The following is a 15,514-nucleotide window of genomic DNA, read 5'->3' as shown; positions in this document are numbered from 1 at the left end:
GTTTTTGTACTGTTGTAATAACTAATTTACGTATTTTAATGAGACCCAGTTGTTTCTTTGAAACTTTTTAACATAAGTCAATCCTTTTTCGGTGCAGGAAGCATCAATAAACGGAATGTCTTCTTCGTAAAAACCACTCAAAAGCAAAATACCCTTTGGGTTCAGGCAATCAACATAACTTTGCATGTCATTGAGTAAAATGTTACGGTTGATATTGGCAATAATCAAATCGTAATTTTTGCCTTTTAATAAGGCAGCATCACCTTCGTAAACGGTAATATGCTTACAGTTATTGCGTTCTGCATTTTCGATAGAATTCAAATAACACCAGTTATCAATATCAATGGCATCCGTTGGCTGAGCCCCTTTCATTTCGGCCAAAATAGCCAAAATCGCGGTTCCGCAACCCATGTCTAAAGTTTTCATTCCAGTCACATCAATCTCCAGTAAATGCTGAATCATCATGTGAGTCGTCTCGTGATGACCGGTTCCGAAACTCATTTTTGGCTCGATTACAATATCAAATTCGGCATCTGTTTTGGGATGAAAAGGAGCGCGTACGTGGCATTTACCGTCCACATCAATTGGTTCGAAATTTTTTTCCCATTCCTCGTTCCAGTTTACCTGATCGATTTCTTCAACCGTATATTCAATTTTAAATTCCTCCGATTGTAAAATATAAATATCATCCAATATATTTTCATCCCACAAATCTTTTTTCACAAAAGCCGAGATTCCGTTTTCTGTTTCTGTGAAAGTCTCAAATGCTTTTTCGCCCAATTCAGCAATTAAAATTTCTGATCCTGGTTCTTTGGGTTCAATCGTAAAATGATACCCTAAATATATATTCGACATAAATAATTTTTTTGCAAAGGTAGTAATAGAATGGAGATGTTGCCTAAAAAACTGGCGAACATTTTTAAATTAAGAATTATTTAAAACTAAAAAAGCGCTCGCACAGCGAACGCTTTTTTATATAGGCAGGATTTCAAAATCTAAAATCTAATCCCGATAGCTATCGGGACTAAAATCTAAAATTAGATAGCCGTAACAATAGCTAAGAAATCATCCGCTTTTAATGCAGCACCTCCAATTAAACCACCATCAACATCTGGTTTAGAGAAGATTTCTTTGGCGTTATCCGGTTTTACAGAACCACCGTACAAAATAGAAACTTCGTCAGCAATATCGTTTCCAAAAGCTTTACGGATCGTTTCTCTGATAAATTCGTGCATTTCCTGTGCTTGTTCCGGCGAAGCAGTTTCTCCGGTTCCAATTGCCCAAACTGGCTCGTAAGCCAAAACAACTTTTGACCAGGATTCTTTTGCGATATGGAAAATTCCGTCACGCAATTGATTTTCAACAATATTAAAATGATTTCCAGATTGACGGTCTTTTAATTCCTCACCAAAACAGAAAATTACAGTCATGTCATGAGTCAATGCGGTATCCACTTTTGAAGCAATTAGTGCGTCACTTTCGTGAAAAATTGCTCTACGCTCAGAGTGACCTAAAATTACAGTGTTTACACCAATGCTAGTCAACATTTCAGCAGAGATTTCTCCAGTAAAAGCACCACCTTCAGCCTGATGAACATTCTGAGCCGAAACTCCGATAGTTGTATTTTTTACTTTTGCAACAGCAGCTTGCAGGTTAACAAATGTTGGTGCTACAATTACCTGAGCGGTAGTTTGAGCTGGTATTTTAGCAATTAATTCGTCTAGTAATTCTTGAGTTTGTCCAGCATTTTTATGCATTTTCCAGTTTCCTGCAACAATCTTTTTTCTCATTTTGGTAGTTTTTATTTTTTGTTTTTATTTTAAATTTTACAATTGCCATTGACGTTTGCAATTGTCATTGACGTTTGCGATTGTCATTGCCATTGACTTTTGCCATTGACTTTTGCCATTGACTTTTGCCATTGTCATTGCCATTTGCCATTGAATCTTTATTTCAAACTTTTTAAAGTTTCACTGATTTTATCAAAGTCTGTTTCGATAGCACGGTATAAAACAATGTTTCCGGTTTTGTCAACGATGATGTATCTCGGAATCCAATCCAGATCGATTGATTTTCCAAATACACCTTTCATACCGTCTGTCATCATAAAATGATCGCCTTTTAACGCATGTTTTTCAATTCCGATTTTCCATTTTTCAGCCGTTTTATCCGCCGAAAGGAATAAGTAGGAAACATCAGGATTATTGGCTTGAAGTTCTTTTACTTTTGGCATTGCTTTTACGCAATCACCACACCAGGAAGCCCAAACTTCGATAACCAAAGTTTTTCCTTTGTATTTTTTTAATATGTTTTTGAAAGTAATCTGACTATCATCTGTCGCTAATAATTTTTGAGACAAGGCTTCTTTTGAAAAACTCGTTTTCTGAGCCTGCGAACAGGAAAAAGTTATAAATGCGATTACGAATAAAGCTATCTGTTTCATTTAAATTTAGTTTTGAACAAAGTTAAACAAAGATATGGAATGCCAAATGCAGATTAACAAAATTTGAAGAGTCGTTTATTTTATCACAAATGCTGAATTTTCGGTTAGAAAAAACCGAATGAAAACGTAATAGTAGCTTCTTTTAAAGTATAATTTGATTGCTTTTTTCTGCGGAACAGAAAAATTGCTTTAAAAAAGTATAATAAATTTTAGAAAAAAAGTATTTATTAGCTATTCAAAAGCAAATAAAAACGCTTTTTAGAAATCAATAAAGAGATATTTAGAAAGGACTAATTACGATTTGGTTCCACCAGAATTTTATAAACGCCGGTAGTTTTGTCCAACAGATTGGCAGCATTTTCAACCTTTAAATTTGAATATTCAGGTTCAGAAAATTCGTTTTTCACCAAAATTGCATCGCCAGTAAAATCAAAAAGGTTTTTACCCGCTATTTTAACCGCATAGTTTATAGACTCGCTTTCTCTACCTATGTTTTCGATTACAATAAGATTTAAAGAATTATCAGTAATAAAGCTGAAGTTTACAGGACTGTTGGATTCTAAATTTGTAATGGTGATTTCACCCGGATTATAAGTTCCGTTTGTAAATAGATTTTGCCCATTATCTTTGTTTAGTACCTGAAAAGCAACTGTTTCTGGAGAAAGCAGGTTGTCTAGCGGATTGTATTGATTGTTACATCCGATTAATAAAAAAGCGAATATGAAAATATATAAAGTTTTCATTCTTATTGCTTTAGGTAGTATTTATTTGTTTTAACAAATTTCACGAATATTATTGATAATCAAAAAATTATAATGTTATGATTTTGTGAATATTAATTTAAATTTTAGTTTTCCGTTCGATTTCTTTTGATTGCAGTAAAAAGCCCCACAAAGAAATTTTTTGAATATTTTCTTTGTGGGGCTTTGGTTTTATTTTTATTTTAGATTATAACTTTAAATCCTTAATATCGTTATAATGTACTTTTTGAATGATGGTTCCTTTTTGTATAACTACAATGCTCGGATTCGATCTTTCAATTGTTTTTAATGCAATGGCATCACAGAAATAGAAGTCAACATTCAATCCATATTGTTTTTTTGTTTTTGCAACTTCATCTGCTCCGGAAGCCGTCATGGCAATTACTTTGTATCCTTTTGCTTTACCTTCCTGGTTCAGTTTTTCTAATTGCTCCATTCCGCCATGTTCGGATAATTTTAAATCATAAGTAACAAAAATTAATAATTTAGGTTCTTTAAGCAATTCTTCTTTATAATCAGAATCGTCTTTTGTCATCGTAAAATCATGAATCGGCGGCACATAACCTTCTGTAATCACCTTGTCTTTTCGGTCCACAAAAACGGCACCTTCCGGAATATTCATTAAATCTTTTTCAGTAAATTCTTTTTCAACTCCGTTTACTTTATAAATAAAAATCATCTCTACTACCGATTTTGGAGCACCTTCCGGAATTTCCATTCCTTTCTCGATATTGGTTCCTACTTTATAAGGTCTGAAATCTTTTATAGGATTATGATTCAAAACCCAAACAGCCATAAATGCACATAAAACAACGCTTACATACACTGCAAAATTGGTTTTTTGAGTTTGAAATAACGGTTTAACTAATTTTTGGTTAAAGAATAAAATCAATATAAAGAAAAGCAAAACCACATCTTTAGTAAATGACTCCCAAGGGGTTAAATGTAAAGCATCTCCAAAACAGCCACAATCTTTTACCACATCAAAATAAGCCGAGTAGAAGGTAAGGAACGTAAAGAAAACGATCAAAATCAATAAACTCCAAATCGTCATTTTCGTTTTGTACCCAACCAATAACATTACACCCAAAACAACTTCCAGGATCACTAAAAAGATTGCTAATCCTAAAGCCAATGGCTCTAAAAAAGGCATGTTGAAAACCGGTTCACTAAAATATTCTGCCAGTTTATAAGAGAAACCAACAGGATCGTTTAGTTTTATTAATCCAGAAATGATAAATAATACGCCGACAAAAATGCGGGAAAATTGGGTAATGATGTTTTTCATAATTTGTGTTTGATTAAAATTCCAATCTTTAAAAACCCAAATTCCAAATTTTAGAATTGGGATTTGGATTTTTTTTTTTTTGGAATTTATTTTATTTTAAAGGATTAAGAATCAAAGCAAAAACGGCATAATTTATCATATCCTGATAATTTGCATCTATGCCCTCAGAAACTAAAGTTTTTCCTTTATTGTCTTCAATTTGTTTTACGCGAAGTAGTTTTTGCAGAATCAAATCAGTTAAGGAACTTACGCGCATATCACGCCAGGCTTCACCATAATCGTGATTTTTAGCTTCCATTAAGTCTTTGGTTAGTTTGATTTTAGCATCGTATAATTCGGTTGCTTTTTCAACATCCAGATCGGGCTGATCGACAACGCCTAATTCTAACTGAATCAAAGCCATAATCGAATAATTGATGATTCCGATAAATTCTCCTTTTTCATCCTCATCTACTTTACGAACTTCGTTTTCCTGTAAACTTCTGATTCTTTGTGCTTTTATAAAAATCTGATCGGTTAAGGAAGGCAGTCTCAAAATGCGCCATGCACTACCATAATCCGTCATTTTATTGATAAATAAGGTGCGACAAACCTTGATTACATTATCATATTCTAAGGAAGTATTCTTCATTTATTGCTGTATATTTGCTAAAATTTCTTCAAAAATAAGGATTAAATTAAAGAGTTTCAAGTTTCAGGTTTTCTTTGTTTCAAGTTTTTTCTAAACAAAGTGTTAATGGGACAATTTGAAATTATAAAAAATGTTTCAGGTTTCAGGTTTCAAGTTGAAGTACATTACGCAAGTACAGTAACTTGAAACAAGAAAAACTTGAAACAAAATTTAATAACTTGAAACTTGACACGAGGCTTTAGCCGAATTGGCGAAGCAAACAAACAAAAACTTGAAACAAAATGTTGATTAACTGCAAAGGCCAACTTATTGATTTGTCAACTCCTAAAGTAATGGGGATATTGAATGTTACTCCCAATTCATTTTTTGACGGAGGAAAATATAAAAATCAGAACGAAATTATTTCGCAAGTAGAGAAAATGCTTCTTGATGGCGCCACTTTTATCGATATTGGGGCGTATTCGAGTAAGCCAAGTGCAGAATTTGTGTCTGAAAATGAAGAGATCGAGCGCATTGTTCCGGTAATCGAATTGATTTTGAAGCATTTTCCAAAAGCATTATTATCAATAGATACTTTTAGGACCGAAGTTGCCAGAGTCAGTATCGAAAGTGGTGCGGCGATTATCAACGACATTGCTGCGGGAGAATTAGACGATAAAATGTTTGACGTTATTGCGAAGTATAATGTTCCGTACATTATGATGCACATGCGCGGAAACCCACAAACGATGCAAAGTTTGACTGAATACGATGATATTGTAAAAGAAATGCTTTTTTATTTTTCTGAAAAAGTAAACAAAGCCAGAAGTCTCGGAATTAATGATTTGATTCTGGATCCCGGCTTTGGCTTTGCCAAAACAACCGACCAGAATTATGAAGTCCTACAAAAAATGGAACTTTTTAATGTATTGGAATTACCCGTTTTAGCCGGAGTTTCCAGAAAATCTATGATTTATAAAACGTTGAATAATTCGGCACAGGAAGCTTTAAACGGCACTACGGTTCTCAACACGATTGCTTTGACAAAAGGCGCAAAAATTCTTCGTGTTCACGATGTGAAAGAAGCAGTTGAATGTGTGACTTTGTTTGAGAAAATGAATTTTTGATATTGAATAATCGATCATTTTGTCATTTCTGACATACTTTATGTTTTTAAATAAATAAAATATGAAATACGGTATTCTAATTTTTGCTGTTCTTCTTTTTTCCTGTGGAAATAAAGAAGAAGTTTTACTTCCAAAAGCAAGTGTTTCGATTGTAAAAGAGGTACAAGATCTTTCACCCATTTATATCTTTTTTAAAGTAAATGGAAAAGATACTATTGCCGAAGTAAACCGAAAAAACAGTATTATTTCGACCAATTGGATTTTTAATATTGATAAACGCTTGCCTTTAAGATTGGTAATTCCAGAAGTAATGAAACTTCAGGAAAAAAAGCGAGCTGAAAAAGCCCATAAAAACGAAAAAGCGGAGAATTATTATTCGTATGCTGATTCTATTGGAAATAATTTAGCCTTTTTGCCTTTCACGAAAGTGTATTATAAAATGGACAAAACTACTGATGAAGGATTTGTATTTCACTTTAGGAAAGGAAATGATATTGTTCTTCTTAATGAAAAAATTGAAGTTAAAAAATCAGAAGTTTTAAAGTATTTTTATCAAATTGATTTCGCTGTAAATCCTGAAATTGTTTTCATTTTTGATGAGAACATGAGTTACGAAGAATATATTCAAAATAGAATTTTAGTTCATGATCTAGATACTTTCAATGATGAAATTCCAAGCGAATTCATTTTCTAGAACCTGAAACAAAGAAAACCTGAAACAAACTTTTCTACTGATGATGATAAGGTTCATTTCGTAAAATCGTAAATCCGCGATACAATTGTTCGATAAAAAATAAACGAACCATTTGGTGTGAAAACGTCATTAGCGAAAGCGAAATTTTTCCTTGTGCTTTGCTATAAACCGTATCTGAAAATCCATAAGGACCTCCAATTACAAAAACCAAAGTTTTAATTCCAGAGTTCATCTTTTTCTGTAATTCTTCAGAGAAACCAACGCTGGAGAAGTTTTTTCCGTTTTCGTCTAAAAGAATAAGTTGATCGGTTGGAGATAATTTTGAGAGAATCAGTTCGCCTTCTTTTTCTTTTTGCTGACTTTCGGATAAATTTTTTACGTTTTTGATATCGGGAATAATCTCCAAATCAAATTTGATATAAAACGACAAGCGTTTGGTGTAATCGTCAATTAAGGTTTGCAACGATTTATTATCTGTTTTGCCAATGGCGATAAGTTTGATGTTCATTTGTTATTTTTTTAACCGCAAATTTCACAAATTATCACAAATTTTTAAAATATAACATTAGTGTAAATCTGCTTAATTTGTGTAAATCTGTGGGCTATTTTTTATATTCAAACACAGTTTCAAAATGTTCTACAATAGGAAAAGGTTCGTAATAATGATGTAAAATCTTTTTCCATTCGAGATAAACATCGGAGGTTCTAAAACCTACGGTGTGGCTTTCTAGATCTTCCCATTCGACCAATAAAAGATATTTATTTTCGACTTCGAGACATTTCTCTAAACGATGACCTAAATAACCATCAATCGAAGAAATAAATTGACTTGCTTTAACAAAATCAGCTTCAAATTGATGGGCTAAATTTGGTTTTACGAAAAGATTGGCGGCTTCTAGAATCATATATTTTTTTTATTTTTTCACGCAGATTTTAAACAGATTTAAGCAGATCACCGCAAATCAATTAAAAGAATACTATAAAAACATTTGCTAAATCTGCGAGCGATATTATTTTTCTAACAGATTTGACAAACTAAATTTTGGTAATTATTTTGGCATAAAAAATCTGTACTAATCTGCTTAAATCTGTTTAAAATCTGCGTGAAATATTTTAGTTTTTAGAAAACTTAGCTTCGAAAGTTTTAAATCTCGCATCCAAATCTTTCAATAATTGTTTTTTTACCGAATTATCTTTTATAAAACTATAATTGATGCTGTTGTAAACGTATTTTTTTATGATTTCATACGAGACATCAGGATATCTTTTAGCCAGTAAAACATATTGTTCAGTCATATTGGTTCTTAGAATTCCTGCGTCGTCGGTACTAATCACGATGGGAACATTAAATTCTTTGTAGAGTGTAAACGGATGACGGTTTTCTTTAACTTTCAGAATAAATTCGTTACTTCCTAAATTAATTTCAATCGGAATGTTGTTTTTTGCCATATAGCGCAATAAATCATAGGCGTTTTCTTCGTAAGCAATATCAACTCCATGTCCGATTCTGTTAGCTCCGGCGATATAAATGGCGTCATTAATATGCCATGTTAAATCTTCGGGCTGTACCAATCCTAAAGTTAGTTCGCCTGCGTGCAGCGTATATTTTACCTCAGGAAATTTCGAATGACAATATTTGAACATCACCATGTGCAGCCAATAATCTTTCATCGAAGTTTCGCCGTGTTCTGGAGAAACGATGTTAACTCCCGCAACCAATTTGCTATCGTTTGCAGAGATAAAAGCAATCGTCAGATTCTTGAATAAATCTACTGGATCCATAAAACGTAACACAAAATTTTGATAACGCATCGTAAAGCGTTCGTCATCCATTTTTAGGTCTTTATGCAGTTTTGCGATAAAGTTGGTATTGAAATCTTCGGCGTATTTTTTAGTGTCTTTTTGTTGCAAAGATTTGTATAATTCGTCCAGAAGTTTCAAAACTGCTTTTTCGTCTTTTTGTTTTGCAGCATCGCGAAGTTTAGAGTTAAAATCAGCTAAATCATCTAACTTCATATCACACGGAATCGTCGATAATTGTGTTTCGATATAACTTACATTTTCAGCAATGGCACGTTTTTTCAGTTCGAGCATTCCTTCGGCAAAATGACCTTGGATAGTAGGTTCAAATTTCTGAAAAGAGTCAAAAAACAAATCGTCAGAAGGTACCGAACCATTATAATCTTTTGCAGACCAGGTTTGCATCACTTGTTGTTTGTAAAAATCTAGTTTTCCGCTGCTTTGTAATGAAGAAAAAGTTTCCCAATTGCCATTTGAAGGTTTAGTTTTTGAAACGGCCATCGATTCTAAATCCAGATAAAAATCTTCTGCAATAGCTCTTTCTAAAAGAGGTTCTGCATAAATAGATCCTGAAAAATGATGGTGTAAATCGCCGCCTTTAGGCATTTGCTGGAAGAAAGCGGTTAGGAGCGCTTCGTTGTTTCTGATTTTTTCTAAATAGTTCTCAGCTGTTTGAGAAAAGCCAATTTGTACTATCAAAAAACAGAAAAATGTAATTATCCTCGTCATACTCTAAGTTTAAATTACATGCAAATATAAGCTTTTTGTAGGAGATTTTAAATTTTTGTTTCACGCAGATTTTAAAAGATTAAAGCAGATACCGCAGATAATAATTTAAATTTAATCTTCGAAAAAAAAACTTAGAGTCTTTGAGCCTTTGTGACAAACTCATCACACCTAAAAGACGCACTGCTGTGCGTCTCTACGATAAACCGATGTCCCTATGCCTGAATCTTAAGAAAAAAGTACATCATGAATGTCAGCCGTTTTATCAAAAACACTTTTGGCAAAAGGACAAAGCGGAATGATTTTTAAATTATTTGCTCTGGCGTATTCTACCGCTGCCATCACCAGTTTTTTGCCAACACCTTTTCCGTTAAATGCTTCGTTTACTTCGGTGTGGTCTATGATAAATTTTGAATCTCCAGCCCAGGTGTAGGTCATTAAACCTGCTTCTTTACCGTCTTCTATTGCTTGAAAATTGCCTTTTCTTCCTTCGTTATTTTGTTTGATTTCCATGATAAGTTATATTAATGTTGTTTTGATTTCGATTGAATGGGTTAGTATTTTATGAATAGGGCAACTGTTTGCAATTGTTTCTAATCGCTGTCTTTGGGTTTCTTCTATTTCTCCAATAACTTCAATTTTTCGGGTAAATAAGGAGACGTTTCGGTCAGCATCTCTTTCAAAATCAATTTTGATATTGATTTCAGAAACCTCCCATTGTTTACGATTGATGTACATTCTCAAAGTAATTAATGTGCAGGAAGCCAATGAAGAAGCCAACAGTTCTGTAGGGCTGAAACCTAAATTTTTGCCGCCCATTTCCTGTGGTTCATCAGCAATTATGATATTGTCGCTGGCTGATTTTATTTCGGTGCGATACAAACGCGTATCAATTTTTGCTGCTATAGTATCCATAGATATTATTTAATTCTTGGTTCAGGTAAAGGAACAAATTCGGTTTCACCGGGAACTTTCGGAAAAGTTTGCGCTGTCCAGTCTTGTTTGGCTTTTTCGATTAGATTTTTATCCGAAGAAACAAAATTCCAAAAGATAAAATGTTCTTCAGGGAAAGGTGTTCCTCCAAAAATATAAACGGTTGAATTTTCAGAAATTTCGAATTCACACAAAGTACTGTCGTTGGTAATCAAAATTTGTTTTGGATCGTAAACGTGTTCGCCGCTTTTGATGCTTCCTTCCAGAATATACAAACCACTTTCTCCATATAAATCTTTTCCAATATTGATTTTCTGAGCCGATGTACTTTTAATTTCGATAAAATATAAAGGACTATAAACCGGAACAGGCGATTTTATGCCAAAAGCTTCTCCAGCAATCAATTTATAGGAAACACCGTCTTTTTCCCAACTCGGAATGGCATCAGCTTCGATGTGGGCAAAATTGGGTTCCATTTGTTCTAATTCTTTCGGAAGTGCAACCCAAATCTGCAATCCGTGAAGCATTTTATCAGAAGTTCTTAAATATTCCGGTGTTCTTTCAGAATGTACGATTCCTTTTCCTGCGGTCATCCAGTTTACGGCTCCGGGTTTTATTTCGAGTTCAGTTCCTAAACTATCACGGTGCATGATGCTTCCTTCAAACAAAAAAGTCAATGTTGAGAGTCCGATGTGTGGGTGAGGAGGGACATCCATATTTTCATGATCACTTAAATGTGCCGGTCCCATGTGGTCGATAAATACAAAGGGTCCGACGGCTCTTTTTTCACGGAAAGGTAATAATCTGCCTACCATAAAATTGCCAATACTGGCTGAGCGCTCTTCGATAATTAAACTGATATTTGACATGTTCTTAGTTTTAGTTGTAACAAAATTACAGTAGGAGTCATTCTCTGTAACTTAATTTAGATTAAGAAAGTTTGTTTTGCTATTTGTTTTATAAAAGTAAGAAAAACGGTTGGTTTCTGTTTTTAAAACATAAAAAAATCCCTCAGACGAGGGACTTTACTATTTAGAAATCTATTCGTAACAAATTATGAATTGACTAAAATATCTGATGAAGTATTTAAATGAATTACTTTGCAATCTGCTGTCTTTAGGTTTTCCATTAATAAACGGGCGGTCAGATAACAAACGGTAGATTCGGCACCCTGATTCAGGTTTACATTTTCTTTTTCTAAACCATCGTATCCACCGCCACTAATAGGATTGTACATAATTTGGTTTAAGTGATTTTTGCCTAAAAACCAATCAAAAGCAGCTTTCATTTGCTGTTTGTACGCCGGTGTTTTAAAGGCACTATAAAAGGCATTGTAAGTTTGAATGGTGTAGGAAACATCAATAGGCTGCTCTCCAAAACTTTCTGGCTCACTATCTTTATGATACCAGCCGTTGTTCGAAATAACTTTAAATCCTTTTTCTGTAAATAATTTGGAAGATAAAAAGTCAAGTGATTCAATGGCAACTTTTTTATAAATTGGTTTATTGGTCACCAAATACGCATACAACATCGATTCCGGCAAAATACCATTAGCGTATGTCATATAATTTTCGAACCATTTCCAGTTTTTTGAAGAATGAATTTCATAATTCGACAATAATTTGGCATTCAGTTTTTGAATGATAGCGGCCACATACAAATTAGGAACGGTACAATGGTACAGATACAAACCTTTGGTAGCAAAACCAATCGAACGTGGAGACTGGATGGTTTCGGCCCATTTTAATGAATTCAGAAAACATTTAGAAGCTTTGTTGACTAATGCTTCCGGCAAAATATCCTGAATAGAAACCACTGTTCCCAATGCCCAAATTGCTCTGGCATTCGAATCTTCCAGATTTACTTCGGCATTTTGCTCAATATGTTCGCGATTATTTTCATCGACATAATTCATAAAATTGCCTTTTGGTTTCTGGCATCGTTCGATAAAATCTAAGTAAATCAGAATATAAGGTAAATCGTCTTTGTCTTCGGTCAGTTTGTAATGATGGCAAAAGGCAACGAGCGCACGGGCATTATCGTCTAACGTATAACCGGAAGAAAGATCCGGCACCGAAATTTTACTGAATTGAATAATCCCTAACTCAGTAGTCATTTTTTTGATGTGTGCCAATTGAATTGAAGGATAGGTAAATTTGATTTCAGCATTACTTTCCATCAGTTCTTTATAGGTATTCATGTGCGCAATGGCAGCGTTTTCCCAAGAAGAAGCACGGGTTTTTCTGAAAGCCTGGATTCCCATTTCGACACGCAGCTCTTCATCCGAAAGCAGTTTTATGGCAGCATCTGCAAATTGTTCTTCCTGACCAATATCTACTAAAATACCAGAATCTGAAGTTAGTACTTCTAGTGTATGCGGGATTTTTGATGCTACAATAGGACAAGCGCAGCTCATGGCATAAGAAAAGGTTCCGCTTACAGCCTGATTGGGATCTTTAGACGTAAACAGATAAATATCGGTCGCTTTTAGATATTTTAAAAGTTCGTCGGTATCCAGATATTCGTTGATAAAACGAACGTTATTTTCTAAATTTAATTCTTTTACCATTCCTTCCAATCTATCACGATACGCATCAACACCATCAATAATAAGGTTTGGATGTGTTTTTCCGATAATTAAATACAGTACATTGGGTGTGTTTTTAATAATTTTTGGAAGTGCTCTTAAACCGGTTTCGATATTTTTTCCTTCGCCCAAAAGCCCAAAAGTAGAGAGTACCATACGGTCTTCCATATCCAGTTTTTGTTTGGCCTGCAAAGGAGTTTCATAAATTACAATATGCGTTCCGTGGGGTACATACGTTATAATTTCTTCTTTGATATTGTATTCGTTTATCAAAATATCTTTGGACTTATTGGTCATCACAAAAACCGAATTGCTGTACGAAAGCAACAGTTGTACAAACGTCTTCAATTCGTTATTAGGATTAGGAATAACAGTATGAAAAGTAAAGGTTACCGGTTTTTTGATTTCGTTTAAAAAACCTAATAAATAATCGCCATAATTGCCGCCAAACAAACCAAATTCGTGCTGAATATGAACCAGTTTTACATCTTCGTCCTGATTGATTTCTTTTGCTACCTGAGTATAATCTTCTTTTTCTCTGGTGTTCAAAGTATAAGCTTGTGTTGATTGGGCTTTGGGTTTATTAACCAATTCACAAATTTCACAAGTAACAGATTTGCCAAATACATCTGTGATTCCTTTGATAGTATCCTGCGTATAAGTTGCGATTCCACATTGTGTTGGGGGAAATGTAGATAGAAAAACTATTTTTGATTTATTTGATATTGTCTTCATGAGGATTGTTTTTTAGTTCAGTTAATAAGTCGTTTAGGTTCACAGAGGCAACAGCGATTTTATCATCGGCAGCGCCATAATATATATATAAAAGGTCATCAAAAATTGCGGTACCTGTTGGGAAAATGACATAGTTTACATAACCATGTCTTTCACCATATTCGGATGGGGTAATCAGAGGTTTTTTTAATCTCGAAATCACTTTTCCGGGATTGTTCAGGTCTAATAATGCAGCGCAGGCATGATACACCAAACCTTTTTCGCGTCTTTCGGCAGCATGATAAATAAGCAGCCAGCCGTCAGGAGTTTCGATAGGAGGAGCACCTGGACCAATATGACTGGTTTCGTGCTCAAAAGTGGGCTCCATTACAATATGTTCCGGAAGATTTTTTAAATAATCTTTCCAGTAGTCTTCTGTTAATTCAGCTTGTTTTTCGAATGAGAAAATTTGAATTGAAGGAAATAAGCGGTGTAAGGCAACAAACTTTCCATTTATTTTTTTTGGAAAAAGAACCACGTTTTTATCCCATACAAATAAATTTTCTTTGATGGTTTCGGTCAGTGGATAGTTTCTTTCCAGATTGAAAGCCAGTATTTTGGCTACGCTTGGGTTTTGCAAATGTTTTCTAATCAGATTAGTAAATTCATTCAGCATAAACTTTGGCGTGATGATTCCTCTTTTTTTAAACGATTTCAAATCAGTAGAAGTTGCCAGAGCGCCACACGCATTGATTCCGTCATAGGTTACATAAGTCATATAAAAAGTATCCTCTATTTTTGTAATACGTGGATCTTCTACACCATGAATTTCATAAATATATTCAGGAGTGAATATTGGTTCTGTATTTCTTTCGACTACGGTCAAAGGACCTTCAAGTCGGCAATAACCTACCGTAGAAAAATTACCTTTTTTTGCAGCTCTGTAAAACATGTGAACTGTATTTCCTTCCTGGTAAATAGCTGGGTTTAAAACGCCTAATTCTTCAAAAGGTCTTTCGGTTTTTTCTAAAATTACGCCATGTTTTGTAACTGATTCCATATCGCTTAATTTATTTTTATCTAAAATTAGGGTTGGAATCAACTTATGATTAATCCAATCCATTAAAAAATTAACTCTAAAATATTTTTGTGGGAATTATGTAAGAATGGGAGCGAAGTATTATACGGGATTGAAAGGGTTTTGCTACGAAGGCACGAATTTTTTTGCCACAAAGGCACAAAGGCGCGAAGTTTTTTGCCACAGATTAAAGGATTAGAAGGATTAAAAAATCTGCTCAATCTGCTTAATCTGCGGGAGAAAAAACGTTTCTGCATTTTTGAGATTCAAATTGTCTATTCCAATTTTTCCATTCCAATTTTTGTAGAGGCGCACAGCAGTGCGTCTTTTAGGATTGATTTTTTTTGCCACGAAGACACTAAGTTTTTTTGCCGCGAAGGCACAAAGGCGCAAAGTTTTTTAATTTATTTTTGGAGCTAAAGCTCAAAGATGCAAAGCAAAACTTAGTGCCTTTGAGCCTTTGTGGCATTTTGTTTTAAAGATGCAAAGCAAAACTTGTAAAAAAAACTTAGTGCCTTTGTGCCTTTGCGGCAATATTTTTCAAAGATGCAAAGCAAAACTTAGTGCCTTTGAGCCTTTGTGGCAATATTTTTCAAAGCAGCAAAGCAAAAACTTATAAAAAAACTTTGCGCCTTTGTGGCAATATCTTTTTGTGCTAATAAAAAATTGGATTGAGTTAATAGGATTTATTTTATTAATAGAACTTTGGTAAACAAAACAGACTCAATCAGTCATATTTACTAACTTAAAAAT

At 34.0% G+C, this 15,514-nt stretch carries 16 protein-coding genes; 2 read left to right on the top strand and 14 right to left on the bottom strand.

The genetic code is table 11. From position 1 onward, the window contains the following. Positions 1–21: 21 nt before the first annotated feature. The 6 genes from prmA to GON26_RS00620 all read right to left on the bottom strand — a co-directional run bounded on the left by prmA (position 22) and on the right by GON26_RS00620 (position 5,123). On the bottom strand, positions 22–855 hold the full coding sequence (gene prmA / locus GON26_RS00645; RefSeq protein ID WP_160372810.1) for a 50S ribosomal protein L11 methyltransferase: 834 nt from the start codon (positions 853–855) through the stop codon (positions 22–24). Between the two features lie 182 nt (positions 856–1,037). Beyond that, entirely contained in the window at positions 1,038–1,790 is a 753-nt protein-coding gene (tpiA, locus tag GON26_RS00640; RefSeq protein WP_160372809.1) for a triose-phosphate isomerase, read from the bottom strand. A gap of 158 nt (positions 1,791–1,948) precedes the next feature. After that, on the bottom strand, positions 1,949–2,443 hold the full coding sequence (locus GON26_RS00635) for a TlpA family protein disulfide reductase (protein WP_160372808.1): 495 nt from the start codon (positions 2,441–2,443) through the stop codon (positions 1,949–1,951). Between the two features lie 290 nt (positions 2,444–2,733). Further along, positions 2,734–3,186 carry a hypothetical protein gene (locus tag GON26_RS00630; RefSeq protein WP_160372807.1) on the bottom strand — a complete coding sequence of 151 codons (453 nt, stop codon included), beginning with the start codon at positions 3,184–3,186 and terminating at the stop codon, positions 2,734–2,736. Between the two features lie 205 nt (positions 3,187–3,391). Further along, on the bottom strand, positions 3,392–4,492 hold the full coding sequence (locus GON26_RS00625) for a BT_3928 family protein (protein WP_160372806.1): 1,101 nt from the start codon (positions 4,490–4,492) through the stop codon (positions 3,392–3,394). Positions 4,493–4,583: 91 nt separating this feature from the next. Beyond that, entirely contained in the window at positions 4,584–5,123 is a 540-nt protein-coding gene (locus GON26_RS00620) for a DUF1599 domain-containing protein (RefSeq protein WP_160372805.1), read from the bottom strand. A gap of 281 nt (positions 5,124–5,404) precedes the next feature. Here GON26_RS00620 and folP point away from each other — a divergent pair, with 281 nt between their 5' ends. After that, a complete protein-coding gene (gene folP / locus GON26_RS00615; RefSeq protein WP_160372804.1) occupies positions 5,405–6,229 on the top strand; it encodes a dihydropteroate synthase in 825 nt (274 codons plus the stop codon). A gap of 61 nt (positions 6,230–6,290) precedes the next feature. Then, positions 6,291–6,923, top strand: coding sequence for a hypothetical protein (locus GON26_RS00610; protein ID WP_160372803.1), 633 nt, complete (start codon positions 6,291–6,293; stop codon positions 6,921–6,923). A gap of 34 nt (positions 6,924–6,957) precedes the next feature. On the opposite strand, the gene rlmH is transcribed toward GON26_RS00610, so the two are convergent. From rlmH to GON26_RS00570, 8 genes are all read right to left on the bottom strand, one after another. Next, complete coding sequence (gene rlmH, locus GON26_RS00605) at positions 6,958–7,431, bottom strand: 23S rRNA (pseudouridine(1915)-N(3))-methyltransferase RlmH (protein ID WP_026982293.1); 474 nt, start codon at positions 7,429–7,431, stop codon at positions 6,958–6,960. A 94-nt stretch (positions 7,432–7,525) separates the two neighbouring features. Next, on the bottom strand, positions 7,526–7,828 hold the full coding sequence (locus tag GON26_RS00600; protein WP_160372802.1) for an antibiotic biosynthesis monooxygenase family protein: 303 nt from the start codon (positions 7,826–7,828) through the stop codon (positions 7,526–7,528). Positions 7,829–8,036: 208 nt separating this feature from the next. Continuing rightward, the gene (locus GON26_RS00595) at positions 8,037–9,452 is read right to left on the bottom strand and encodes an amidohydrolase family protein (RefSeq protein WP_160372801.1); all 1,416 of its coding nucleotides are present in this window, start codon (positions 9,450–9,452) and stop codon (positions 8,037–8,039) included. A gap of 225 nt (positions 9,453–9,677) precedes the next feature. Then, on the bottom strand, positions 9,678–9,962 hold the full coding sequence (locus GON26_RS00590; RefSeq protein WP_160372800.1) for a GNAT family N-acetyltransferase: 285 nt from the start codon (positions 9,960–9,962) through the stop codon (positions 9,678–9,680). A gap of 6 nt (positions 9,963–9,968) precedes the next feature. Then, entirely contained in the window at positions 9,969–10,364 is a 396-nt protein-coding gene (locus GON26_RS00585) for an OsmC family protein (RefSeq protein WP_160372799.1), read from the bottom strand. Between the two features lie 5 nt (positions 10,365–10,369). Further along, positions 10,370–11,251, bottom strand: coding sequence for a pirin family protein (locus GON26_RS00580; RefSeq protein WP_160372798.1), 882 nt, complete (start codon positions 11,249–11,251; stop codon positions 10,370–10,372). A gap of 185 nt (positions 11,252–11,436) precedes the next feature. After that, positions 11,437–13,704: a glycosyltransferase gene (locus GON26_RS00575; protein ID WP_160372797.1), complete on the bottom strand. Its 2,268-nt coding sequence runs from the start codon at positions 13,702–13,704 to the stop codon at positions 11,437–11,439. Further along, the gene (locus GON26_RS00570) at positions 13,685–14,743 is read right to left on the bottom strand and encodes a glycoside hydrolase family 130 protein (RefSeq protein WP_160372796.1); all 1,059 of its coding nucleotides are present in this window, start codon (positions 14,741–14,743) and stop codon (positions 13,685–13,687) included. Before GON26_RS00570 ends, GON26_RS00575 begins: the two co-directional genes overlap by 20 nt. Positions 14,744–15,514 lie beyond the last annotated feature (771 nt).

Source organism: Flavobacterium hydrocarbonoxydans, from assembly GCF_009789235.1.
Classification (GTDB): domain Bacteria; phylum Bacteroidota; class Bacteroidia; order Flavobacteriales; family Flavobacteriaceae; genus Flavobacterium; species Flavobacterium hydrocarbonoxydans.
The sequence above is the reverse complement of the archived record's forward strand: the minus strand, read 5'-3'. Positions and strand labels throughout refer to the sequence as shown.